Origin of the sequence: Pseudalkalibacillus sp. SCS-8 (genome assembly GCF_040126055.1) — a bacterium.
In the GTDB taxonomy this organism is placed as follows: domain Bacteria; phylum Bacillota; class Bacilli; order Bacillales; family Fictibacillaceae; genus Pseudalkalibacillus; species Pseudalkalibacillus nanhaiensis.
In genome coordinates this window covers 492,274-515,706 of the sequence record NZ_CP143541.1, presented here as the reverse complement: position 1 = coordinate 515,706, position 23,433 = coordinate 492,274, and the positions used below count along the sequence as shown (strand labels likewise).

The 23,433-nt window shown below is 44.1% G+C and carries 26 protein-coding genes and 1 riboswitch; of the genes, 7 read left to right on the top strand and 19 right to left on the bottom strand.

Features of this window, described 5'->3' with window-relative positions; translation table 11 throughout:
- Nucleotides 1-425: 425 nt before the first annotated feature.
- The 3 genes from V1497_RS02755 to V1497_RS02745 form a co-directional block, all read right to left on the bottom strand.
- Nucleotides 426-2,066 carry an acetolactate synthase large subunit gene (locus tag V1497_RS02755; RefSeq protein WP_349409467.1) on the bottom strand — a complete coding sequence of 547 codons (1,641 nt, stop codon included), beginning with the start codon at nt 2,064-2,066 and terminating at the stop codon, nt 426-428.
- Nucleotides 2,067-2,388: 322 nt separating this feature from the next.
- Nucleotides 2,389-3,213, bottom strand: a complete 825-nt coding sequence (locus tag V1497_RS02750; RefSeq protein ID WP_349409466.1) for a YihY/virulence factor BrkB family protein — start codon at nt 3,211-3,213, stop codon at nt 2,389-2,391.
- Nucleotides 3,214-3,252: 39 nt separating this feature from the next.
- Nucleotides 3,253-3,720 carry a YtxH domain-containing protein gene (locus tag V1497_RS02745; protein ID WP_349409465.1) on the bottom strand — a complete coding sequence of 156 codons (468 nt, stop codon included), beginning with the start codon at nt 3,718-3,720 and terminating at the stop codon, nt 3,253-3,255.
- A 155-nt stretch (nt 3,721-3,875) separates the two neighbouring features.
- On the opposite strand from V1497_RS02745, the gene V1497_RS02740 reads away from it, so the two are divergent.
- The 4 genes from V1497_RS02740 (at nt 3,876) to V1497_RS02725 (ending at nt 7,591) form a co-directional block, all read left to right on the top strand.
- On the top strand, nt 3,876-4,133 hold the full coding sequence (locus V1497_RS02740; protein WP_349409464.1) for a GlsB/YeaQ/YmgE family stress response membrane protein: 258 nt from the start codon (nt 3,876-3,878) through the stop codon (nt 4,131-4,133).
- A 151-nt stretch (nt 4,134-4,284) separates the two neighbouring features.
- Nucleotides 4,285-5,214: an ABC transporter permease gene (locus tag V1497_RS02735; protein WP_349409463.1), complete on the top strand. Its 930-nt coding sequence runs from the start codon at nt 4,285-4,287 to the stop codon at nt 5,212-5,214.
- 4 nt (nt 5,215-5,218) lie between these two features.
- Nucleotides 5,219-6,106 (top strand): ABC transporter permease, encoded by an 888-nt coding sequence (locus V1497_RS02730; RefSeq protein ID WP_349409462.1) that lies wholly within the window; start codon nt 5,219-5,221, stop codon nt 6,104-6,106.
- Between the two features lie 126 nt (nt 6,107-6,232).
- Nucleotides 6,233-7,591 (top strand): sodium:alanine symporter family protein, encoded by a 1,359-nt coding sequence (locus tag V1497_RS02725; RefSeq protein WP_349409461.1) that lies wholly within the window; start codon nt 6,233-6,235, stop codon nt 7,589-7,591.
- A 547-nt stretch (nt 7,592-8,138) separates the two neighbouring features.
- On the opposite strand, the gene V1497_RS02720 is transcribed toward V1497_RS02725, so the two are convergent.
- From V1497_RS02720 to V1497_RS02645, 16 genes are all read right to left on the bottom strand, one after another.
- Nucleotides 8,139-8,540 (bottom strand): secondary thiamine-phosphate synthase enzyme YjbQ, encoded by a 402-nt coding sequence (locus tag V1497_RS02720; RefSeq protein ID WP_349409460.1) that lies wholly within the window; start codon nt 8,538-8,540, stop codon nt 8,139-8,141.
- A gap of 2 nt (nt 8,541-8,542) precedes the next feature.
- Nucleotides 8,543-9,589, bottom strand: coding sequence for a ribosome small subunit-dependent GTPase A (gene rsgA / locus V1497_RS02715; RefSeq protein WP_349409459.1), 1,047 nt, complete (start codon nt 9,587-9,589; stop codon nt 8,543-8,545).
- A 339-nt stretch (nt 9,590-9,928) separates the two neighbouring features.
- Nucleotides 9,929-10,849, bottom strand: coding sequence for a type II secretion system F family protein (locus V1497_RS02710; RefSeq protein ID WP_349409458.1), 921 nt, complete (start codon nt 10,847-10,849; stop codon nt 9,929-9,931).
- A gap of 4 nt (nt 10,850-10,853) precedes the next feature.
- Nucleotides 10,854-11,813, bottom strand: coding sequence for a type II secretion system F family protein (locus V1497_RS02705; protein ID WP_349409457.1), 960 nt, complete (start codon nt 11,811-11,813; stop codon nt 10,854-10,856).
- On the bottom strand, nt 11,810-13,240 hold the full coding sequence (locus V1497_RS02700; RefSeq protein WP_349409456.1) for a CpaF family protein: 1,431 nt from the start codon (nt 13,238-13,240) through the stop codon (nt 11,810-11,812). Before V1497_RS02700 ends, V1497_RS02705 begins: the two co-directional genes overlap by 4 nt.
- A gap of 14 nt (nt 13,241-13,254) precedes the next feature.
- Nucleotides 13,255-14,094, bottom strand: a complete 840-nt coding sequence (locus V1497_RS02695) for an AAA family ATPase (RefSeq protein ID WP_349409455.1) — start codon at nt 14,092-14,094, stop codon at nt 13,255-13,257.
- The gene (gene cpaB / locus V1497_RS02690) at nt 14,084-14,764 is read right to left on the bottom strand and encodes a Flp pilus assembly protein CpaB (protein ID WP_349409454.1); all 681 of its coding nucleotides are present in this window, start codon (nt 14,762-14,764) and stop codon (nt 14,084-14,086) included. Before cpaB ends, V1497_RS02695 begins: the two co-directional genes overlap by 11 nt.
- Nucleotides 14,765-14,773: 9 nt before the next feature.
- Nucleotides 14,774-15,700, bottom strand: coding sequence for a pilus assembly protein TadG-related protein (locus V1497_RS02685; protein WP_349409453.1), 927 nt, complete (start codon nt 15,698-15,700; stop codon nt 14,774-14,776).
- A gap of 15 nt (nt 15,701-15,715) precedes the next feature.
- Nucleotides 15,716-16,099, bottom strand: a complete 384-nt coding sequence (locus V1497_RS02680; protein ID WP_349409452.1) for a TadE/TadG family type IV pilus assembly protein — start codon at nt 16,097-16,099, stop codon at nt 15,716-15,718.
- A complete protein-coding gene (locus V1497_RS02675) occupies nt 16,096-16,611 on the bottom strand; it encodes a prepilin peptidase (protein ID WP_349409451.1) in 516 nt (171 codons plus the stop codon). The genes V1497_RS02680 and V1497_RS02675 overlap by 4 nt, the downstream gene beginning before the upstream one ends.
- A gap of 83 nt (nt 16,612-16,694) precedes the next feature.
- Entirely contained in the window at nt 16,695-16,901 is a 207-nt protein-coding gene (locus V1497_RS02670; RefSeq protein ID WP_349409450.1) for a Flp family type IVb pilin, read from the bottom strand.
- Nucleotides 16,898-17,263: a DUF192 domain-containing protein gene (locus tag V1497_RS02665; RefSeq protein ID WP_349409449.1), complete on the bottom strand. Its 366-nt coding sequence runs from the start codon at nt 17,261-17,263 to the stop codon at nt 16,898-16,900. The genes V1497_RS02670 and V1497_RS02665 overlap by 4 nt, the downstream gene beginning before the upstream one ends.
- Nucleotides 17,264-17,343: 80 nt before the next feature.
- A riboswitch (cyclic di-GMP riboswitch) is annotated at nt 17,344-17,436 on the bottom strand.
- Nucleotides 17,437-17,906: 470 nt separating this feature from the next.
- Nucleotides 17,907-18,416 (bottom strand): GNAT family N-acetyltransferase, encoded by a 510-nt coding sequence (locus V1497_RS02660; protein WP_349409448.1) that lies wholly within the window; start codon nt 18,414-18,416, stop codon nt 17,907-17,909.
- A 15-nt stretch (nt 18,417-18,431) separates the two neighbouring features.
- Nucleotides 18,432-18,749 carry a YbjQ family protein gene (locus tag V1497_RS02655; RefSeq protein WP_349409447.1) on the bottom strand — a complete coding sequence of 106 codons (318 nt, stop codon included), beginning with the start codon at nt 18,747-18,749 and terminating at the stop codon, nt 18,432-18,434.
- Complete coding sequence (locus V1497_RS02650; RefSeq protein WP_349409446.1) at nt 18,730-18,933, bottom strand: hypothetical protein; 204 nt, start codon at nt 18,931-18,933, stop codon at nt 18,730-18,732. The genes V1497_RS02655 and V1497_RS02650 overlap by 20 nt, the downstream gene beginning before the upstream one ends.
- A gap of 24 nt (nt 18,934-18,957) precedes the next feature.
- Complete coding sequence (locus tag V1497_RS02645) at nt 18,958-19,506, bottom strand: hypothetical protein (RefSeq protein WP_349409445.1); 549 nt, start codon at nt 19,504-19,506, stop codon at nt 18,958-18,960.
- Nucleotides 19,507-19,620: 114 nt separating this feature from the next.
- Between V1497_RS02645 and V1497_RS02640 the strand changes: the two genes are divergently transcribed.
- The 3 genes from V1497_RS02640 (at nt 19,621) to V1497_RS02630 (ending at nt 23,411) form a co-directional block, all read left to right on the top strand.
- Entirely contained in the window at nt 19,621-21,390 is a 1,770-nt protein-coding gene (locus V1497_RS02640) for a metallophosphoesterase family protein (RefSeq protein WP_349409444.1), read from the top strand.
- A 420-nt stretch (nt 21,391-21,810) separates the two neighbouring features.
- Nucleotides 21,811-22,557 (top strand): metal ABC transporter ATP-binding protein, encoded by a 747-nt coding sequence (locus V1497_RS02635; RefSeq protein ID WP_349409443.1) that lies wholly within the window; start codon nt 21,811-21,813, stop codon nt 22,555-22,557.
- Nucleotides 22,554-23,411, top strand: a complete 858-nt coding sequence (locus V1497_RS02630) for a metal ABC transporter permease (protein ID WP_349409442.1) — start codon at nt 22,554-22,556, stop codon at nt 23,409-23,411. The genes V1497_RS02635 and V1497_RS02630 overlap by 4 nt, the downstream gene beginning before the upstream one ends.
- Nucleotides 23,412-23,433: the final 22 nt, after the last annotated feature.

Sequence of the window (23,433 nt, the reverse complement as noted above, 5' to 3'; positions counted from 1 at the left end):
CTGTCTGAGGTTGTTGATGGTGTCTGACACTTTCCAACAACCGTTGGTACGGCTGACGTCGTGGAAAGTGTCAGACACCTTAGTGTACCATATCGGTTGTCCATACAGTACTAGTCTATGATTTCCAATTATGGATTCATTCTGAGAAAAGTTCGTTTGGTGGAAATGTTCCATTATAAACAGATTTTAGCGATAATCCGTTTATTTTCGAAAATTATAAACAGATTTTAAATTTTATAGCCCGATTTATGAATTTATAGACCAATTTCACAAATTTATAAACCAAACGCCTCTCTGCCCGAACCATTCCATATAAAAAAGACAAAAAAGAGGCATCTCTCGGCCATTGAGAGAGACACCCCTTTATCATATCGTTCGGCTCGGCATTCGTGTTATGACCGTCTTCTCTGCCAGTTAGTTGCTCATCAGTTGCTGCAAATGATATTCCCGAGTCGTTCTGTCATCCGTATGTTCTCTTTATAGTCGACAGGACAATCAATGACGACCGGCTTGTTCATTTCAAGAGCACGTTCGACGATCGGCTTAAATTCCTCAGTACGGAGCACCTTCAAGCCTTCTGCTCCAAATGATTTAGCCAGCTGGACCAAGTCTGGATTAGAGAAGGTTATGTTGGCACTCCGGTCAAATTCATTCATCTGCTTCCACTCAATCAAGCCATAACGGTTGTCGGTCCAGACGATGACTACGATCGGTAAATTCAATCTCACCATCGTTTCCAGCTCTTGAACAGTCATAAGGAAACCGCCATCTCCTGCAACAGCGACGACCCTTTTTTCGGGCTCAGCAATTTTTGCTCCGATTGCCCCAGGCATTGCTATCCCCATTGAGGCAAATCCGTTGGAAATCAAGCACGTATTCGGTTTTACGGAATGATAGTGACGTGCAATCCACATTTTATGGGCCCCGACGTCTGAAATAAGAATATCGTCATCCGATAAAATCTCCCTTAAATCCGCTAAGATCCTTTGCGGCTTCATTGGATAAGACTCATCGTCTTCTTTCTCGTGAAGATCCGCCATAAGCTTCTCTCTGAGATTCTGGTATTCCTCATCCATCGCTTCCCGCTGTTCCACTTTTTCCGTCAACTGTGAAAGGTTTTCTTCTATATCACCGATCAAGCTGACTTTCATCGGATAATGGGCATCGACCTCGACCGCTTGTGTGTCGATATGAACAATCGGCTTCGACCCATCTGGATTCCATGCTGAAGGAGGATACTCTGTAAAATCATATCCAACCGTGATGATTAGATCGGCTTGATCGATTCCGCATGCGATATGATCTTTATCCTGTAGTCCAGTGGTTTGCAAGTTCAACGGATGTTCCCACGTAATAGCCCCTTTTCCCATGAAGGTACTTGTAAAAGGAACATTTAATTTCTCGACGAACCGTTGCAGCGCTTCTGAAGCTTTCATTCTGGTCACTCCGTTCCCGACAAGTACGATCGGGCGCTTCGCGTCATTAATCAAGGAAGCTGCATTTTGGACGGTTTGTTCCACCGCTCTCGGAAGTAATTCATTGGCCATCGCCTCCAACGGCTCGCCATCTACGTCCATGGCAGCAATATCTTCGGGGAGTTCAATATGGACGGCACCAGGTTTTTCACTCGTTGCCTGTTGAAAAGCTTTCCGAACAACTTCAGGCACAATGTCTTTATCCCGAATCGAAGCATTCCATTTGGTCACTGGCTTGAACATGGATACAAGATCATAATATTGATGGGAAAGCTTGTGCTGTCGATCCATGCTTGCCTGCCCGGTTATCGCAATCAACGGAGCCAGATCCATATTGGCATCCGCAACACCTGTGACCATATTCGTCGCACCAGGTCCAAGTGTTGTAAGACATACGCCTGGTTTCCCTGTCAGCTTGCCATAATGACCTGCCATGAATGCTGCCCCTGTTTCATGTCGGGTTGTGATGAACGTGATTGAGGACTCCTTCAAGGCGTCAAGGAAGTCGATGTTTTCCTCTCCAGGAACCCCGAAAATGTACTCGACCCCTTCATTCTCTAGACACTTTACAAATAGTTCAGAAACGCGCACATGTATCCCTCCAATTTTTCGATCTACAAGTAGGACTATTATAGTAATACCTTTTTCCGAGCGGTCTTCAAACGTGAATCAACGACAAACACACTTTATAAAGATGGAAAAGCCACCCGTAATGGATGGCATTTGAAGATTAATGATATTGGTTTTTCTTATTTGCTGAACTGCTCGTCTTATGTTTACTATCGCTTGTATGCTTTTTGTGGTTCTTCACATTGTGGTTCTGTTTGTTATTGCTCATTAGAAGGCTCCTTTTCAAGAAGAGTATCCTTAGTTTTACCTTGGAGCCCTTATCTATTCCATGCAAAAACCAAGACTATGCGGCCTTTTCCATCTTTTTGAAGGTTGCATTGACCTCACCGCCGATGATCAGCATCAATCCTGAAACATAGAACCAAAGCATCAACACAATGACGCCCCCAAGGCTGCCATATGTTTCATTGTAATTGGCAAAATTATTGATATAGAATGAGAAAGCCAATGAAGCGAGTTGCCAGCCGACCGTCGCCACAATTGCTCCAATCCATACATCCTTCATCCTTAGCTTCTTATTCGGAGCAATGTAATAAATGATTGCAATCACCAAAGCAATGATGAATGTACTTAACACCCACCGAAGAACATTCCAGACCATCTCAGCATTCGGTAATCCGATATAGGCGAAGATGTCTCCGATTATCTTTCCGAAAATCGGCAATACCATGGCGACCATGATGATTAAGAGCATCCCTAACGTAAGAGAAATCGCAATTCCTCTCGCTTTAAGGAAGTTTCTGCTCTGCCCGACATCATAAGCCTCGTTCAAAGCCTTGATGACAGCATTCATACCATTTGAGGCGGTCCACAACGTCCCGATGATCCCTAACGATAGGATGGCACCGCCTTGATTATTGATCAGATCTGAATTCTCATTGATTACGTTCATCACTTCACCTGGAGCATATCTTTGCAACAAAGTGAACATCTCACCTTGATCCACGACAGCCGTTGCAATGGTGACAGCAACAATCAGAAAAGGAAAAAGTGACAGTAGAAAATAGTAAGCTAATTGTGCAGCTAATCCGGTTACTCTGTCGTCTTTTATCCGATCAATCAGCTCTTTCCAAAATGCTTTTTTCGAAGGTTCTTTAAGTCTCCCCACGGTCACTCTCACCTCTCTCCCTCAGATTGAACAGCTTACTTATTTATGCTCATCGTCCTCATAATCCAGGTCAGTGATTTCTCTGCCTGCTTCCCTCAGCTTACTGGAAACATCCTTCAGTTCTCCGCCCACTTCACGTACACTGGAATACGTTTCAAGCGAGTTTTGTTTCACTTCATCAATTTTGCTGACGACTTCCTTCACCTCACGAGAAAGCTCGTTCAACGCTTTTGATGTCGTATCCATTGTATGCTTGACTGTATTGATAATGACAGAAGGATCTTCTCTTACAGTGCTATAAAGAGAAGACGTTTGATCTTTCAATTTCATTGAACGTTGCTGGATATTGCGTCGTGTATTCTTGTCAATCATCGCTGCCAGTCCTCCGACGAGTGCTCCAATCACAATCCCTTTCCAAAGAAACGAGCCTTCCCTTTGTCTATGGGCATTGATATTTGTCGGTGTTCGTTGAGCTTGTTTTTCAGGTGTGTGTACAGCTTGTGTCATTTGAATCTCTCCTTTATTCGTTCGTTTAATAGTAGTTAATTTCCCCTGTTATTAAAAAACCAAAACATTTTACGACATTTGTTTACGATTGATTTTGTTCGGGTATCACAGAAATACATTTCAAATAAATCAAAAAAACGAGGAGGAAATCAGATATGGGTATTTTATGGACAATCATTATTGGCGGAATTATTGGTTGGCTTGCAGGTCTCATTGTCGGACGTGACGTACCAGGTGGAATCATAGGTAATATCATTGCCGGTATCATCGGTGCATGGCTCGGTACCGCACTCCTAGGATCATGGGGACCATCCCTCGGAGGCATGGCACTTGTACCAGCATTGATTGGTGCAATCCTCGTCGTACTCATTATCAGCTTCATCATGAAAAACATGCGCAGAACACGTACTTAATTTTCAATTAAGCTTTCTGAGATCCAGCCAAATCGGCTGGATCTTTTTGTGTAAAAAAGATCCCTTTCAATATTTGACAATTTTTTACTTCCGTACTACTATTTACTTAATATTCTGTATTCTTATCCTCTAATCCTTCAAGGAGAGTGACATGCTGTTCTTTCATGCACTATTAAAGGCTTTTTTCATTAATCTGATCGTTCTGATCGTTATCGTACTTATCGTCTTGTTTCCTCGAAATATGGAGGCCGTCGACGTAGGTAAAACGATTGGAGCCAATATCGAATTTGAATATGGTTTCGATTGGACTCAATATTATGTCAATATTTCAACCTACCTTCAAACCCTTTTTGTCGAAAAAAGTCTTGGAGAATCCTTAACGGGCGTGCCTGTGTCACAGATCATCCATGAATATTTCCCTCGAAGCTTAACCATCATCGTTACTTCATTATTCCTTAGTTTAATTTTCGGAATTTTGAAAGGCATATTCGACTTTCAAGCAAAATTCCGCAAACGTTCCATCTTAGGACAAGGCCTTACATCTTTTATGCTTTCCATACCGGATTTCTTCATCATCCTATGTCTACAGTGGATCATTATTTTCCATTTACCGGTTATCAACGTGTTCGGGTATGATCATTGGTATAGTTTTTTACTTCCTTCAATTCTCGTTTCGATCTACCCGATGATGTATATCGCCCGAATCACATCCCTCACCATTTCAAACCAGGAATCCCAACCGTACACACATTTTGCGAGAGCAAAGGGATTGACGAAGAAAATGGTTTTTTATAAGCATGTTCTCAAGAATTGCTGGCCAACGATTTTAGGCCATGTCTCAACAGTTATGCTGTATATCCTATCTAACTTGTTGATTGTGGAATACCTTCTAGATTATAAGGGAGCAGCATACCGGCTCTTTAAAGCATTCAATTATACAAACAGTATCTCAGCAAGTTACGAAGCGAAGTTTGAAGCTGAACTGATCATCGCGATTGCAACCTGTTTCATGATCCTTGTCACCTTGTCCTTATGGTTCAGCCAAATCGTGAAAGTTTATGTGGACCCGCGTAGGAGGTAGCATATTGAAACAACAGTCATTATTCATTGGATTTTCAATACTCATGTTAATTATTGTGGCCATGACGATCGGCCCTTATTTGCCTTTCGTCGATTCAAACCTGCAAGAAGAACTGATCCGCATGGAAACTGGAACAATTGAAGCACCACCTTATCCCCCTTCAGAGAAAAACCTATTAGGATCAGATCATCGCGGTAAAGATTTACTGAGTTTGATTGTCCTAGGGACGAAGGATACGATGCTCATCATTTTTGCAGTCACCGTCATTCGATACATATTTGCCGTCCCGTTAGGCTTTGCTGCTTCTAGGAAAGTCGGAGGCACATCCTGGATCGTAAACATATGGAACAAAGTGTTCACATCCATTCCTACCTTGTTCTCTGCCATCATTTTATTGAATTTACCTTTCTTGATTTTCAGCGAAAACCGACTCTTGTGGTCCATCCTTCTGATTGCCCTTATTGAGGTCGGACGAGTAGCCGAAATCGTCCAGGAGCAATCCTATTCCCTTTCTAAGGAACTATACGTTGAAGCTGGAAAAACGATGGGCTTCACACCACTTCAGAGTTATTCCCGGGATTACCTCCCGAATTTACTTCCGGAATTGATTGTCATGTTTTTCATCGATCTTGGAAGAGTCGCATTGTTGATCGGTCAGCTTGGGATGTTGAGCATTTTCATTTCTCAAGCATGGATCCAAACCGATTTTACTGTGGGGGTGATAAAGAATACGAGCTTGAATTGGGCGACCCTATTAGGAGAAGCACGAGGCGATTTGTTGACTGCACCATGGATTCCGTTATTTGCTGCTGCGGCAATTACCTTGACCATCATTGCATTCAACCTGACTGGTGAAGGCCTCAGAAGATGGTTTCATCACCGATCCATCTGATTCATCAATCGGTCATTTCTTACCTTTGTCGAGTCTTTTATCATCCTTTCCCGAAAAGAAAGAAGCATGTTTGGGGACAAATCGAATATTTAGTTTAGTGAACACTCTTTGATTGGAGGAATGGAGATGAAGGGTTTTGAAGATGTTCTAGGAACGATCAGTGGTTGGGTGTGGGGACCCTGGTTGCTCATTTTGCTCGTTGGAACGGGTATTTTCCTGACCATCCGTATTGGCTTTTTACAGTTTTCATTACTTCCTTACTCTTTAAAGTTAGCGTTCACGAAGAAACAGGATAAGAAATCAGAAGGTGATATCTCCCACTTCCAGGCTCTGATGACAGCATTGGCTGCGACGATTGGAACAGGTAATATTGCAGGGGTCGCGACAGCTGTTTTCATAGGTGGACCTGGAGCCGTTCTTTGGATGTGGCTCAGTGCCCTTTTCGGTATGGCGACGAAATATGCGGAAGCGATCCTAGCCGTGAAATATCGTGTGAAGAACAAAGACGGAGAAATGTCCGGCGGACCGATGTATTACTTGGACAAAGGATTGAATGCCAAATGGCTCGGCGTCTTGTTCGCCTTCTTTGGCGCTTTTGCCGCCTTCGGTATCGGTAACATGGTCCAGTCCAATTCCGTTGCTGATGCGGTTGAAACGACGTTCGCGATTCCTGAATGGGCGACTGGTCTCGTCTTGATGATATTGACAGGACTCGTTATCTTAGGTGGAATCAAGAGTATCGGGCGTGTCACAGCCTACCTCGTTCCATTCATGGCCCTCTTCTATGTTGTCGGTGGATTGGTCATTCTCGTTATGAATTTCAATCTGGTCCCTGATGCAGTCGGATTGATTTTCAGTGATGCCTTCACTGGTGAAGCTGTTGCAGGGGGTGCTTTAGGTGCAGTCATCCGTTGGGGTGTTGCGCGTGGTGTATTCTCGAACGAGGCCGGTCTCGGTTCAGCACCGATTGCTGCAGCTGCGGCGAAGACAGATTATCCTGCGCGACAAGCCCTTGTTTCGATGACACAGGTTTTCATTGATACAATTATTGTCTGTTCGATCACTGGAATCACCTTGGTCATGGGAGACATGTATAAGGGGGACCTGAACGGTGCTGCCTTGACGACGGAAACATTCCGGAGCTTCCTTGGGGATCCGGGTGCATTGATCGTCACAATCGGAATTATCCTGTTCGCATACTCCACCGTACTTGGCTGGTCCTATTATGGGGAAAAATGCTTCTCCTACCTGTTCGGTGACAAATCGGTGAAGCTTTATCGCATCATGTTCGTCCTGGCAGTGTTTGTCGGAACAACGGTTTCCCTAAACGTTGTGTGGACCCTCGCTGATATCTTCAATGGATTGATGGCTGTGCCGAACTTGATCGGACTCCTTGGTCTTTCCGGAGTGGTCGTGGCAGAAACGAAGCGTTTCCTTGAAGCAAAAAAGGCTGAACAGCAAAAAGACAACTCGTTTTCGGCTTAATTTCATATGAAATCGAAAAACCTCCATGTATTTGGAGGTTTTCCCTTTTGTAAATGAAAGTAAGGTCGTTAGAAACGTGCATATCTACGAAAAAATGAGATTTATCTACAAAAATTAAAGAATTCATACAAAAACGAAGATTGATCTACGAAAAAATGAGATTAGCTACAAAAACTTCAAATTATCTACAAAAATGAATCATCCACATGCTTTCCTCAGATCTCCTTAAATAAGGCTCTGTTAGCTTTTATTGTTGATACGGAAGAAAATAAGAAGCGTAAGGCGGCGACTCCAGCGGGAAAAGCAACAGCTGAAGACCCCGCAGACCAAGGAATTAAGGTTCTTCGACTAAAAACCACCACGTCCTATGGTGAACGTCGAAGTCACCACATCCTGTGGAAGTGAGGCTGAAGCGTTGCCCGCGGAAAGCGTCCGCCTGAAGCTGTTCAAAATCAACTACATTCTTAAACAGAGCCTAAAATAAAAGCTGTCGAGACGTTTCTCGACAGCTCAAAAGGGTGCCGCTGCACCCTTTCCTTTCTTCATCTTACCCTTCAATCACTTTTACATAGTAGTTACGTGTGCGTGGTCCATCGAACTCACAGAAATACACGCCCTGCCATGTGCCGAGAATCACTTCACCGTGCTCAATGATCAGCACTTGAGAACTTCCGACCGTACTCGCTTTCAAGTGGGAAGCAGAATTTCCTTCAGCATGCTTGTATTTTACATGGTTCCAAGGATAGACTTCATCAAGCCTCATCAGCATGTCATGCTTAACATCTGGATCCGCATTTTCATTGATCGTAATGCCTGCTGTCGTATGTGCGCAATAAACGTAAGCAACGCCGTTTGCTACGCCACTCTTCTTGATCAGCTCTTTCACTGTTGACGTCACATCAATCATCTCATCATGGTCATTTGTTTGGATGGATTGTTTATAAAGCATTCTTACCTCCTACTTTTCGAAATCGTTTTCCACTTTTTCTTTTCTTCCAGTTTCGCTTTCTGATCACTTTTTCGTTCGAGATAAGCGAGCTCTCTTTGTAATTTCCTGTACGACTCGAAACGTTCCTCCGCCAGCTCACCTGAATCCATAGCCGCTTTGACAGCGCAGCCAGGCTCATCTTCGTGCTGGCAATCACGGAATTTACAGCGATCTGTTAATGCTTCAATATCCTGAAAGCTTTCAGATAACCCATCATTCGTATTCCACAATTGCAGTTCTCTCATACCTGGCGTGTCGATTAAAGCCCCACCATGTGGAAGCAGAAAGAGTTCTCTATGCGTCGTCGTATGCTTTCCTTTGTCATCCCCTTCACGAATTTCTTTAACCTTCTGGATCTCCTTCCCATAGAGACGGTTGACCAGCGTTGATTTGCCAGCTCCAGATGAACCGAGCAATGCAACAGTCGTACCTTCCCTAAGATATGGAGAAAGCTGCTCGAGTCCGGCACCGGTTTCTGAGCTGATAACGATGATCGGAACTCCTAAAGCAACGTTTTCTACTTCCTTTACCCGTTCCTCAACCTTTTCACACAAGTCTGCTTTACTCAAAACAATGACAGGGTTGGCGCCGCTTTCCCATGCCATCAGGAGATAGCGTTCAATCCGTCGCGTGTTGAAATCGTTATTCAAGGCATTCACTAGAAAGACCGTATCAATGTTCGTTGCAATGATCTGCTCCTCTGTGGTTACACCGGCCATTTTTCGAGAAAATTTACTCGTCCGCTGTAAAATATGATGGATCGTCGCCCTTGCTTCCGTCGGACGAGCCTGACACATTACCCAATCCCCGACAGCAGGGTAATCCTCCCGCTTATAAGACTCGAAATTCATCTTGCCAGAGATTGTGCCGTACATGTCTCCATGTTCGGTCAACAACGTGTACATCCCTTTATGCTCCTGGGCCACACGAGCAGGTACAAACCCTGACGCTAACCACTCTCTTGCTTCTTCTTTCCTGTTACGATCAAAACCTAATTGTTGTATATTCAATCTTGTTTCCTCCAATTTTGAATTCAATAATAAAAAAGACCACCGGTATCAACCAACGGTCTTTTCAGTACAATAGACTCTTATTAGACATTGAAAAAATTAACAAATATCTAAAATAAAAAACCATAGGCATGTGTTGCACAGCCCATGGAATTCACGAACGATTGAATTCAAAATCAGATGATGCCGTCTTTCTTAATTCCCGCTCATCTTAAAGGGCTGTGCATGATATACAATTAACGTATCGAATGTGTAGTTGAATGCGTACATAATGCATGACCTCCTTTAAGATGCTTTGATTTGTTACCATTATATGCTAACGTGTTTGGATTGTAAATATCATTTGCTGAAGCTTTCAACAAATTGTATGATTGCAGGTCCTAATAGGACGATGAATAGGCTTGGAAAAATGAACAGGACGAGTGGGAACAGCATCTTGACCGGGGCTTTCATCGCCTCTTGTTCTGCACGCTGCTTCCGTTGATCGCGCACCTCCTCTGATTGGACACGAAGGACATTGACGAGTCCGATTCCGAGTTTTTCCGCCTGAAGAATGCTGCTGATGACGATATTGATTTCATCAACAACAAGACGTTCCCGCACACCGCGAAGGGCTTCCCTACGTGTCTTCCCCAAACGGATCTCCTCTAGACAACGGTGAAACTCCCTCGATAGGACCCCTTCTTTTTTGGAAACGACTTTACTCAATGCCCCATCAAAACCGAGACCCGCCTCCAGGCTGACGGTCAATAGATCGAGTACATCCGGCAACTCTCTTAAAGCAGACTTGGAGCGTGCTTTTATTTTGCTTTTGATATAAAACGGCGGCAGGATGAGCGTTACGATGAAACCAACAAAGCTTGAAAAGAGAATGCCGCCGAGTTGGAATTCCATCAGCGCACCCCACCCACCAACCAGGAGAGGCACGACGACAAATAAGGCTAACTGGATCATCCGGTATTCGAATGTCGTCATACCGAATGGACTTCCAGCCTGCAACAGCTTCACCGCAAGTTTCGCTTGTTTCCCGCCTTCCATCTTCTTATTGAACCCTTTGCGAAATTCCTTCCATAGCGGTAAAAGCATCCGTTTCATAAGGGATTTGGACGTTTCATCCTTTCTGAAGGTGTCCATCCCCTCACTACTCTGATGGACAAAGGAATCGATTCTTCTTTTAAGACGTTGCTTCCGTTCACCTCTAAAGACGTATATGAAATAAATGAATAGCGTAATACTTGCAAAAAAACTGATATACATCATTTTCTTACACCTCGATCGTCGTGACTTTTCGGATCAGGACGAAACCAATGAAACCAGATACGAGGCCCGCACCAAGTAAAGCCATACCGATTGCGCTCGTGAATAATGTCCCGATATACTCAGGTTCAATTACATAGAGTACGAATGCGAGGATGATCGGCAGCAGGCCGATGACGATACCAGACAATCTCCCTTGGGCTGTCAGCGTAGTGATTTGGCGTTGAATTTTCGTTCGATCACGGATCGTCAGAACAATTTTGTCCAGCACAGTTGCTAAGTTCCCTCCAACCTGTCTCTGTATGAGAATCGCTTGAATCATCAATTCCAGGTCTTCACTCGGCATTCGTTCATACAACTCATTCAGCGCGTCCTCTAATGAACTTCCGTATTGCATTTCTCTCAAAACATGACCAATCTCCGTCCGAATCGGATCATCCGACTCCTCAACGACAGTCTTGAGTGCTTGAGGGAAGCTGAAACCGGCTCGCAGGGATCCGACGACAGTTGAAATCATATCCGCTAAACCATCATTGAACTTTTGAATCCGTTTCTTCTCCTTTTTCTTCAACCACATGATCGGGAAAAAGTAACCGAAACAAGCTCCGATGTAAACCATGAGGATCTTTCCGAAGATAAGATAGAGAAACGATGCTGCGAGGGCCGTAAGAATCCATCGGAAGAGAATGAATTCCTCTGTTGTCAATGGCACTCCGGACCTGCGAAGCAATTGTTCAAGCTTTCGGCTTTTCTTTTTGGAAAGCCTTGCTCTTACTCGCTGTTTATAGAGTTGGATATGAAGGACGAGATTGAATTTCCTTTTGTCCAGCTTGTCGCTATTTTTGAAAAGATAGTAATTCATGCGCTTGTTCAACCGTTTATCGGACAACAGGGTGAGCTGTAGAATCGCATAAAAAAGCAAGAAGGAGCTGATGGCTACCATGATCCCCAAGTAATATTGCGTCATCGCCAATCCTCCTCTGATACGAACACGCTTGGAGGGATGTTCAATCCAGAACGTTCGAGCCGCTCATAAAATTTAGGTCTGACGCCTGTAGGAACAAGCTTGCCGATGATCCGTCCTTCTGAGTCGGTCCCCTCCTGTCTGAACTCGAAAATATCCTGAAGAACGATAACATCTCCTTCCAACCCTTGAACTTCCGTAATCTTCGTGATTTTTCGGGTGCCATCCTTCAGCCTTGATTGTTGAATGATCAAGTCGATTGCCCCGGCGATTTGTTCACGGATCGCTTTAACTGGAAGCTCGACACCGGCAAGGAGCACCATCGTTTCAAGTCGGGAGATCATGTCCCGCGGACTGTTCGAGTGTCCGGTAGCAAGTGATCCATCATGCCCCGTGTTCATCGCCTGAAGCATATCCAATGCCTCCGCTCCACGTACCTCACCAATGACAATCCGGTCTGGTCTCATCCGAAGGGAGTTCCGGACAAGATCCCTGATCGTAATCGCACCCTTCCCTTCGATATTCGGCGGGCGGGATTCGAGTGATATGACATGAGGCTGGCTAAGCTGCAATTCGGCAGCATCTTCAATCGTAACGATCCGCTCATCCTCGAAAATGAAGGAGGAGAGGACGTTCAAAGTCGTGGTCTTACCTGAACCTGTCCCACCGGAGACGAATATGTTCAAACGGGCTTTAACACAAGCTTCAATAAAAACAGCCATTTCCTCCGTTAATGTGCCGAAGCCGATCAGATCCTCAATCTTAAAAGGATCTTTAGAGAATTTCCGAATTGTAATCGTCGGTCCATTCAAAGCAAGGGGGGGAATGATCGCGTTGACACGAGACCCATCCGGTAATCGAGCATCGACCATCGGCGAGCTTTCGTCAATCCGTCTGCCGATCGGGGAGACGATTTTCTCGATGATGTTCATGACGTGATCATCATCTCGAAAACGGACTCCGGACATCATCAGCTTGCCTTTACGTTCGATGTACACCATATCAGGTCCATTGACCATCACTTCCGTCACTTCAGGATCCATGAGAAGCGGATTGATCGGGCCGAAGCCGGTCAAATCATGGATAAGCTCCTCTATGACCTTCTTACGATCAATGGCCCCTCGAAACCGCTCGTCCCCTTTAATGATATCGATCGCCATCGGATCCAATTGAGAGATGATTTCGTCCAAGTCTTCCTTATCTTTCATATCTTCCAATATCTTTTTATGTAATAGATTCTTCAATTCAAGGTGTTTATTGAACTTCTCTTGTTCCTTTTCAGTATGTGGCTCGGATTCAACAGGCTTCTTCTTCGGCCGGAAATTCGTCAGGATATCGTCCTTGCTGGCTGTTTCGTCCTTTGGATTTTCAGGTAAACTCGTTTGTTGCTTTTCCTGATTTTTCGCATTGACCTTCTCGAGTAAACTCATTTCATTCGTCCCTCCTAACTACGTTTTGACCTTTGGAATAATTTCGAAAGGAATGATGGCTGTTCAGATTCAAAGACTTTAATATTTCGCCTGGACGTTAATTGTTCTGCCATCTTGTATATGGATTTTGCAAGCTCAGTCTTGCCCTGATTGACGACAAATGGAATTCCTATGTTGAGAGATTGGGAGGCGACTTGAAAATCATTCGGGATGAAATGCGGTTCAAAATCGCCAAGGATCTCAGGGACATCGGATGCTTTGATGACACTATCCATTGTGGACCGATTGATGAGTGTGGTCACTTTCCTTCTTAAATCGAGTGTTTCAAGCGTCTCAAGCATAAGCTTTGTGTTCTTGAGTGTAGCCATTTCCAGATTCGTCAGCATAAGAATCTGATCCGCTTTTTCAATCAAGGGAAGCGTCTGTTCATGGAGACCGACCCCTGTGTCGACGATGACATAATCAAATTGGGTAAGCATCAAATCCAAAACCCTATGGATATGCTCTTTTGTAACAAGCTCGGCATACTCGGGACGATCGGGAGCGACAAGGACCTTCACCCCGCTTTCATGCGAGCTTAGATAACTGGGGAGGGTTACTTCATCCAAGTCATCGATATCCTCCATCACATTCTTCATCGTGAATGAAGCATGCAAATCCATTGCTAACCCGACATCACCGAACATGTAATCGCCATCCACAATGGCGATTTTCATATTCTTCTTACATAAAGCAACGGCTAAGTTGACCGTCATAATTGTACGGCCAACTCCACCTTTTGCACTCGCTATGCAAATCATTTCTCCCCGTCGATCGGTTTCCTTGGTCTCATGTTGTTCGAGCCTACTTGTCATCGGAATCCGCCTCCTCTTTAGACTGGACGCGAGTCCGTAGTGCAATATGGACCGTTCCCGATTCCATGGCATTCACAAGCTCGACTGCTTGATGCGGCTGCACTTCGACTGTTGCGGAGGTATATTCGACATAAGGCTCACCCTCCGTCGTTTCGATCATTCTTCTTCCAACAGCGAGAATCCTTACATTTTCGACCGCAAATTCCGTTTCGATTTTTTCGCCATTTTTCTTTGTTGCAATGACATCGACTTGGTCATCTGGCTCGATGAGATTTGAGACGGATTGTGGGAAGTTCAAACCGATGGAAACGGCTCGGTACCCGTCTCTGATTTTCCGTGAGACGAACAGTGTCTCTTCCTTTCCATTTTGCAGATGGTGGGAGAGGACCGGTTCCCCACTTGCTAGATCAGCAGTTGAATACTGATTGATAGCAAGCTTGATATCTGTCACGGCGTTTTCATGAACCCCTTCTTCGGGTAACAACCTGATTTCCAGCATGTCCTCTGTAATCGCCGTATTCCGCTCGATCTCCTGAGCTGCGACAACAACCTCCATTTTCGTTTTCGTGGCAACTGTTTCAGCATTGAATTGTTTCATATAATCGAAGAATAAGAACGTTGTTATCAAACCCATCACAATTGCCAATGTCAATACAAGTTTTGACCTCACCCTGTTCACCTACTCTGTTAATCTGATTGCATAAGCGCCATTATTCTCAAGTGATTCATCTACAAATCCCGTCCCAGCCCTACGGATGAACATGCCTGATATTTCAGTACTTTTCTTATCCATCGGTTCATTGAGATAGAAATAGGCGAATCCAGTCACCTTGATGGATTTCATCTGATTTTGATCTGCATCATACGGGGTATACACGGGTACGAGCAAGATTCGTTCACAGCTACGCGGGTTCGCTCCTGCCTTCATTTCTTCTTCTGATATCGTACAAGCATTCACCAATTCGTTGACGACCGACCTTGTTTTCCCAGCAATATTACCAGTCTGGGTATCAATAATATCACCGATCTTTATGGAGGATTGATACCCGTTTCTCAGGTTCTCTTCATAAGTCTTCGCGCCTGTTCCCCCTAGGGCAAGAATGCCGAAAACACCTGATTCATTCTCATGAGGACCCACCTTCAATTTGTATTCCTTGTAAAATTCTAGCGGGACCGAATCATCGATGCCTAAAGGCGCCGCTCCAACAGCTTCCCCCATTTCCTTGATTTCAGCTGCAGCCTCCACTTCAACCGGGGTGGTATCGACACCGAATAACGCTGAGAAGAATAATGGGACATTTTTGTGGAGGTTTACTCTTACTTCATCTCCCATTTTGATCGTCATCGTTTCGAGACTTTCCCCTTCATCATGATCCGTAAGAATCGACTGCACAACTTGGCGTACTTCATTCTCAGTTGTGGTCAATTCTTGTGCCCCTGACAGCACTGCAGCATTGGCCACCTTTTGCAGATGACTTTTCGTCATATACAAGGAACCACCGTCAATGACCAGTCCAAGGATTGCCAGTAATGCAACCATTGCTAATCCAATCATGACGATGGCACTTCCTTTTTCTTCACTTAAACGATGAACACGTCCGTACATGAGACCGTCTCCTTATCACTCTACTCGAATTGTCGACTCGGTTTTCACCCGTACGGGGGAAGGCAAAACTTTTGAAATGAAAGGGGTAACGTATTCAAGTGGATAAACAAGCGTGACTTGTAAATAATCACCCGAACGTCTCGTTGTATCCCCTGGAGTAATGGATACTTCCAAAAGGTCAGGGTCACCGACATGGATGTAATCACGTGCAAACTCTGTTATGGCAGCATCATCCCGCCCTAAGCCACCTAATCGCACCGTTTCCTGTGTCGCAAGTTGAAGATGCATGTAGGTATACATGATGCGTCCGATATCGAAAATCCCCATCAATAGGAGTAAAAGCACGGGAAGCGCCAGCGCCATTTCAACGAGAGATTGTCCTTTCTCATTCTTGATCATAAAATCCAAGCCTTTCCGATCAAACTGATGACTGCGCCCCCAGCAATCGCCACGCCATATGGATACGTCTTTTTCATCGATTCCTTTGTAAGAGCGAACGGTACATAGACGCCGTTTTTCCGCACGAATAAGCAATACACATAATACTTGAAACGTTTAAACGCTCCCCCGCTGAAAATTAGGATGAAAAGGGCAAGAACGCCACCAATCAATGCCATGTAAATGGATGTATGCAAAACGAACATTGGTCCTTTGGCAGCCCCGATCAACGCAAGCAGCTTCACATCCCCTGCTCCCATCCCTCCTAAAAAGTAGGGAATCAGTAAGATTGAGAAGCCGACTAAAAATCCAAGTAATGAAAAGCCTAAGCCTGATAAACCGTCAAAGAAAATATGTAAGAGGATGGAAAGAAGGAGTGCAGGAAAAATAACTTTATTATATATGAGTCGACTTTTCAGGTCCGTTATGACACAAATAGCTAATACGATTAAAAGGATGACATTGAAGACCAACCCGCATTACCTCCTTCCCCTTGAAAATACGAGGCTGACTCAGAAGTACACCCCCTGAATCAGCCTTCTAGATTTATTTCTGCTTAACCACCCGTAGATCCTGATGATGTTCCACCATTCTCACGATTGATGACCATATCCTTTACTGTGTCAAACATCGAGACGATTTCATCACGTAACAATGCAAGTGCACCAACTGCCGCTACAGCAATGACACCTAATACCAAGCCGTACTCAGTCATCCCTTGACCTTGCTCTTCAACGATAAGTCCTTTAACTTTTTCCATCATGATACTCGCTCCTTTGTTTTTTGAATTTGGACAGCTTGTCCGATTTCAGTATTCGTCCTTTGGATCGTACCTGCAGGCAACTCGATGACGGAATGGGTCCCCTTGTAATGCTTTCCAATCGTTTTAGGAGGGACGCTGCAGTCGACTGCGATGATTTGATTTGCCTGATTCAAGTACAGGATGTCAATCTCATAGTTCATGAAATACGTATGGATCGAACGGCAGGGTCGAATATGAACCGCATAACCTTCCGAAAAATAAGAAGTAAACATGAGGCCTTTCAAACGTTTAAAGAATGAGTAAGCTGGAATAACGGTATGGGCGATGCTTTTTCCGGTTGAAAGGTTAATCAGTTCCAACATGACACCTCCTTTTTCAACAAAAAATACCCTGCCTTTACCGAAAGGAGGGTACAATTAAAGAACGACCATGCCCCGGATCTTTCGGTAACTGGCTGGCTTAGTGCATTGAATCGTGCACCTTAGCCCCTTTAGCTTTGCGCCGCTGGCTTTCACCAGGTTTGCCTTTATCGAGATTCAGCAAAGATTGTCGTTGAATCCGATATCTTGTAGTTCCATCATACGTAATACAAGAGTATTAGACATCAGTCGTTATTATTATATTTTTCTGAATATTTAGTGAATAATTGGAACTATCGCATTAAAAATAATGGGTCCATAGCCTTTGCGTGTTAAAGGTTTTAAGTTAAAATTTTAAACGTTTCAGGGACCTTCGGCTTATTAAAGTCCTATTTATTCAACTTCAAGTTAAACTTTCTCAGAGCCAAGCCGATAATCAATCTGATATCAGGCACTAAGACACCCCCATATACAGAATAAAGGTCCAAAGACCCATTACCAGCGACCTTTCATCAGATATATTTTTCCATTTTACCGTGACTAAATTGGGTTATGGTAATCCGATCAAGCATCAAAAACCATACAAAAAAACGTTCCTAGTCCATTCGGATGCTGGAACGTTTTACTACCCTTGGTGAGGCATCCCTTATAGGAAAAGCTTCATCAACAGTTCATCATAATAATAGTGATTGACCTTGAGGGATTGTTTATCTACCCCGTAAGATTCAAAGCCTAGCTTTTCATACGTCCGGATTGCGGATCGATTCTCAGTCATGACCGTCAATTGGATTTGTTCGAGACCTTCTACCTTTTTTGACTCCTCGACAAGGTATTCCATCAGCTTGAAGCCGATCCCATTCCGTTGGACATGAGGTGTGACATATACACCGAAAATCTCACCTTTATGTTTCGTCTTTCTTTTGGAATGCTGGACAAAGGTTCCAATTCCAACGAGTTCTCTTCCATAATAGGCCCCTGCAGTGAATAGGGTATATGGTTGCTTATGATCCAAGCGCTTGCTGACATCTTCAATCGAACGGTCAGCCTCCTCGTCATAGGAGGAAGCGAACGCCTCCGGAAATTCTTTCAACCCTTCTACGCGGATCCGCTGGTATTCTGATGCATCTTCTGGTCTGAGTTTCCGAATTTCGATCATGCCAGTTTCTCCTCTCTATTCGTTAATGGTCACCGCCGTTCCATATGCAACAATCTCGGATGCACTTGCCATCACTGACGAGGTTTGCAATCGACATGCTACGATTGCATTTGCGCCTTTCGCTTTTGCATCCTCTACCATTCTGGAAATTGCAATTTTTCTTGCCTTCTCCATCATTTCGTTATATTCCTGGATTTCTCCTCCAACAATCGTCTTTAAGCTTGCAAGAATATCCTTACCGACATGCTTGGATTGGATCGTACTCCCCTTCACAAACCCTTTTAACTCTAAAATCTCTTTACCTGGTACAGCATCAGTAGTCACGATAATCATTGTCCTTCTCCTCCTCTTTTTCTTTGATTCGTTCCACAATCAACAATACGAACAACCCCACAATGGTTAGACCATATACAATGAACAGGAAAATGGATACCCAGAAGTTAATGAAAAGAAAAACGATGGCAGCCCCTTGAGAAATGACAGTCAGTAATAAGACGAAGCTTTTATATTTCCCCATCCAATCCCTCCAATCAAAAACGACTTATAAGATAAAACGATTGATACGTGAACGGACTTCTGAAGGTAATGGTTGATTAGCAGCCCGAGAAAGAAGTTCAGGTTGATCAATTCCATTTGTTAACCAGTAAGATTCGATAAGATCAGCTTTTCTTCCTTTATTCGGAATCAATTGATAAAGCACATACCAATCTTCAAGGGAGGTGTATGGGATCACTCTTCCATCCTTTCTTACAGATTCCATGGTTGCGTGTTCGTCTAAAAGGAAGGTATAGATTCCTTGATCGTGTTCAATAGCGAATCCACTCATGAAATCAATGGATGTATCGTCCTTGATATATGTTTGAAATACCTTGGTACGAAAAGGATAAGACGTTTCAGCACGTGTCCGGGTCCCATACTGTTCTAACCTTTCCAACGCAGGTTTTGCATCGTAGAGATGAACAATCAGATCCAGATCCCTAGGAGAATCAATGATTCCGTGATGGGCAAGTACATTCGATCCCCCGACGCCCCATCGTATTCCAAGTGCGTTAAACTGTTCAGCAATTTCAAATAAGACATGAGATTGCATGGTTCTCGCCTCCCTTTGCAACTTTTTCCAGATTCGTTTTGTAATTAAAAATTAACAACGGTTTTACATTCGGCTGGTAGGATGTACTTGACTACTTCAAAGGAGGAGACTGAATTGAAGCATCGTAAAAAAGCAATCGCTGCAGTGTTAGCTGCTGTTATGATCGTTCCTTTTTCAGCATTCGCTGTTAATGGACCGTTGAATACAACCGGTAAACAAGATGGTGGAATCGGAAATACGACCCACTATACAGATGAAGCTCCGAACATTTCTGTTGACCCGAAAGTGAACGACATCATCTATCCTCTATTTGCAACTCCAGCAATCAAGAAAAAAAGCGAATCATTGACTGTTCAGATTGACAGTCAAGGAAAAGAAGCAGCGGGATGGGACGTCAAACTCAAGCCGACAAACCATTCAGCTTTTACTGAAACATACGATTTACCTGTTCAAAAGGTTTCAATGGGAGATTCTCATTGGAAGGATGCTGAGAAAATTTATGATGTAACCGTTCAAATCCCTGAACATATACCAGAGGAATTATATGACCTTGAAGTTTCATATACAGCAAATGGACAACGCAAAACAGACGAACAGCCTCATTCTGTCAAAGTATTGGACGAATACAAGAAGGATTTCGAATTTCTTCATCTAACAGATACACACGTTGGTTCACCTCGTAACCTCGGTAACCATGATGAGGTATCGACGATCGATCCTGGCCGTCTAAAAGAAGCCGGCATGTGGGATGCTGATCCTGAAAAACGTTGGCTCTACCTTCAAAAAGCAATCAAGGAAGTCAACCTGAAGAACCCTGATTTCGTCGTTGTCACAGGAGACCTTATGTATGGTCAAATGAACCCGCAAGAATATATTTACGAGTATGAAGAAACATATCGAATGCTGCAAAAGCTTGATGTACCTGTTTACCTTGTACCAGGAAACCATGATTATTATGCACAGGACGCGACACTAGCGGATGGTGCGAAGTATTGGGAACAGTATTTCGGCCCACAATACTTCTCATTTGATTACGGTCCTTATGCTCACTTCATCGGATACAACTCCTTCGACTGGCATAAGTTCGACCGCAGCGGACACGGAACCGTTTCCGTCCCGACCTGGGGAGGACAAATCCGTGAAGAACAACTGAACTGGGTCAAGAAAGACCTCGCTGAAAATGCGAAAACAGCTCAGCCAGATCAAGTGAGAGGCTTGTTCTCACACCATAATCCACTCTGGCGTGACCGCGACATCTGGCCACAGGATGACCCTGATGTTCAGAAGTATTGGAAGCAATATGATGAACAGCACAACCCACGACGTCTTGAAACACTCATCCTTGGAGAGAAGCTTGGTATTCAGTACGACCAACAATGGCACGGTGAAAATGCACATGCATTGATTGACGTCATGAAACAACACGACGTTGACTTGAGCTTGCATGGCCACACGCACATTGATAATGTCACTGAAAAAGACGGCATCCTTTATACGACAACAACTTCCGTCGAGCTTAGCGGTAAGCCTTGGGTCGGATTCCGTCCACTACAAGTGAAGGACGGAAAAGTGACAGCTTACAATTATGAAGAACCTGGACGCTCCGTTCCTGTTTATGAGAACGGCGATACAGAAAGCGGCGTCATGTCCCTCGAATCTCAATATAAGAATGCAAATGACGGACATGCAAGTGAACAAACGGTCACGATCCACAACCGTTTGAACAAGCCGATGACGGTCACTGTGCCTGTTTACCTCGTAAAAGGTGACTATGACGTATCAGAAGGAACTGTTAAGCAGAATGTCACGTCTGGCGATAAGCAATATATCGAAGTTGAACTGACCGTTCCTGCAAAAAGCACGAAAAACATTACAGTTAAATAATTGTAAATAGCCCCTGGCGATAATTCGCTAGGGGCTTTTTTATGGAAGCTGATCGTGATGATTAGTGTAAAGGTGCGAATTTCTTGCGGGAAAGCAAGCACCATTTTAAAGAAAATCCACTGGTAATTATTTCATGGTCCTTTCCTATTCCGCCTCTTTTTCACGCATAGTCCCCTCCTATAACGGGTAAAACAGAAAGGTAAATCCAATAAAAAAACCTTTAAAGAACAGTCATTTCTTATTGACAAAAAAGATGGAATGATTTAAGTTTTGTCTATAGGAAACATTTTTATAACTGGGCATATATTATGACTGTTACTAAAAAGGTCATTTTCTTTTTAAATAAATGTTGCGCATGTACAACTTTTGTTTATAAGGTGAATACTACTTACAAAATGCATATGGAAAGGAGTGTATAGAATGTCGGACGTATTATCCGTCAATAATCTGAACGTGTCATATCTCGGCAACGTGGCCTTGACGAATGTCTCGTTTCAAGTGCAACAAGGCAGTCTGGTCGGCATCATCGGTCCGAACGGCGCCGGGAAATCGACACTGATCAAAGCATTGATGGATCTCATCCCATCAGAAGCAGGGAAAGTTGAAATCCTTGGCAGCCCTGTCAAAAAGGTTCGGAAGAAAATTGCCTACGTTCCACAACGGAATGACATAGATTGGGATTTCCCGATTCAAGTTTTGGACGCCGTCCTGATCGGTACGTATCCACACTTAGGCTTGTTCAAAAGACCGAAGAAAAAACATCGGGAATGGGCATATGAATGCTTGAAACGTGTCGGGATGGAGGACTTCAGTAAGCGACAGATCGGCGAATTATCCGGTGGTCAACAGCAGCGTGTATTCCTTGCAAGAGCGCTCGCCCAACAGGCCGACATTTTTTTCTTGGATGAACCGTTTGTCGGAGTGGATGTCTCCAGTGAAAACACGATCATTCAGATCCTTAAGGAAATGCAAAAGGAAGGGAAGACGATCCTTGTCGTCCACCATGACTTGAGTAAAGCGAATGTTTATTTCGATGAATTGATTCTATTGAACAAAGAGCTCATTGCAAAGGGTGAGGTGCGTCAAGTCTTGGATTCACAAACCATCCAGAAAGCTTACGGAAATCCACTTGCCTTCATGAATGATATGGGAGTGAATCAGGCATGAACTTCATAGAAGCGATCATTCAATATGAATTTTTACAGAAAGCATTGATTACGTCCGTCATGGTCGGAATCATCTGCGGGGTCATCGGATGCTTCATCATCCTCAGGGGAATGGCTTTGATGGGAGACGCCATTTCACACGCCGTTCTGCCAGGTGTCGCCATATCCTATTTTCTCGGCATCAATTTCTTTTTCGGTGCGGTTTTCACCGGGGTGCTGACAGCGATTGGAATCGGATTCGTCAGTCAGAACAGCCGCTTGAAGAATGATACCTCCATCGGCATATTGTTCACGTCAGCATTCGCCGCAGGGATCATCCTGATAACATTCATGAAAAGCAGTACCGACTTGTACCACATCCTGTTCGGGAATGTCTTAGCGGTCCGCCCATCCGATATGTGGGTGACATTGGCGATTGGAATCCTTGTCATTGCAGGGGTCTACTTCTTTTACAAAGAACTGCTTGTCACCTCCTTCGACTCGACAATGGCGCAAGCTTACGGTTTATCGACAAAGATCATTCATTACCTGTTGATGACGTTGTTGACGATGGTAACCGTAGCCTCCCTACAAACCGTAGGAATCGTCCTTGTCGTTGCGATGCTGATTACACCGGCAGCAACAGCTTACTTGCTGACCGACCGACTCTGGGTGATGATCTATCTCGCTGCGGGATTCGGTTCCGTCGCTTCCGTGATCGGGCTCTATTACAGCTTTACGTATAACCTCCCATCAGGAGCGACGATCGTATTGACGTCTACCATTTTGTTCATTGCTGTGTTCTTGTTTTCACCAAAACACGGTTTCGTACGAAAAGTTGTTAAATCCAGAAAAAGAGCAACAATAGCTAACTAACAAGAGAGGGGAAATGTAAGAG

Coding starts and splice junctions, on each gene's coding strand:
- V1497_RS02745 (WP_349409465.1), bottom strand. CDS start 3,720: ATGACACAAGCTGTACACACACCTGAAAAACAAGCTCAACGAACACCG.
- V1497_RS02740 (WP_349409464.1), top strand. CDS start 3,876: ATGGGTATTTTATGGACAATCATTATTGGCGGAATTATTGGTTGGCTT.
- V1497_RS02735 (WP_349409463.1), top strand. CDS start 4,285: ATGCTGTTCTTTCATGCACTATTAAAGGCTTTTTTCATTAATCTGATC.
- V1497_RS02725 (WP_349409461.1), top strand. CDS start 6,233: ATGAAGGGTTTTGAAGATGTTCTAGGAACGATCAGTGGTTGGGTGTGG.
- V1497_RS02720 (WP_349409460.1), bottom strand. CDS start 8,540: ATGCTTTATAAACAATCCATCCAAACAAATGACCATGATGAGATGATT.
- V1497_RS02710 (WP_349409458.1), bottom strand. CDS start 10,849: ATGATGTATATCAGTTTTTTTGCAAGTATTACGCTATTCATTTATTTC.
- V1497_RS02705 (WP_349409457.1), bottom strand. CDS start 11,813: ATGACGCAATATTACTTGGGGATCATGGTAGCCATCAGCTCCTTCTTG.
- V1497_RS02700 (WP_349409456.1), bottom strand. CDS start 13,240: ATGAGTTTACTCGAGAAGGTCAATGCGAAAAATCAGGAAAAGCAACAA.
- V1497_RS02695 (WP_349409455.1), bottom strand. CDS start 14,094: ATGACAAGTAGGCTCGAACAACATGAGACCAAGGAAACCGATCGACGG.
- V1497_RS02685 (WP_349409453.1), bottom strand. CDS start 15,700: ATGTACGGACGTGTTCATCGTTTAAGTGAAGAAAAAGGAAGTGCCATC.
- V1497_RS02680 (WP_349409452.1), bottom strand. CDS start 16,099: ATGATCAAGAATGAGAAAGGACAATCTCTCGTTGAAATGGCGCTGGCG.
- V1497_RS02670 (WP_349409450.1), bottom strand. CDS start 16,901: ATGATGGAAAAAGTTAAAGGACTTATCGTTGAAGAGCAAGGTCAAGGG.
- V1497_RS02665 (WP_349409449.1), bottom strand. CDS start 17,263: ATGTTGGAACTGATTAACCTTTCAACCGGAAAAAGCATCGCCCATACC.
- V1497_RS02660 (WP_349409448.1), bottom strand. CDS start 18,416: ATGATCGAAATTCGGAAACTCAGACCAGAAGATGCATCAGAATACCAG.
- V1497_RS02655 (WP_349409447.1), bottom strand. CDS start 18,749: ATGATTATCGTGACTACTGATGCTGTACCAGGTAAAGAGATTTTAGAG.
- V1497_RS02650 (WP_349409446.1), bottom strand. CDS start 18,933: ATGGGGAAATATAAAAGCTTCGTCTTATTACTGACTGTCATTTCTCAA.
- V1497_RS02645 (WP_349409445.1), bottom strand. CDS start 19,506: ATGCAATCTCATGTCTTATTTGAAATTGCTGAACAGTTTAACGCACTT.
- V1497_RS02635 (WP_349409443.1), top strand. CDS start 21,811: ATGTCGGACGTATTATCCGTCAATAATCTGAACGTGTCATATCTCGGC.
- V1497_RS02630 (WP_349409442.1), top strand. CDS start 22,554: ATGAACTTCATAGAAGCGATCATTCAATATGAATTTTTACAGAAAGCA.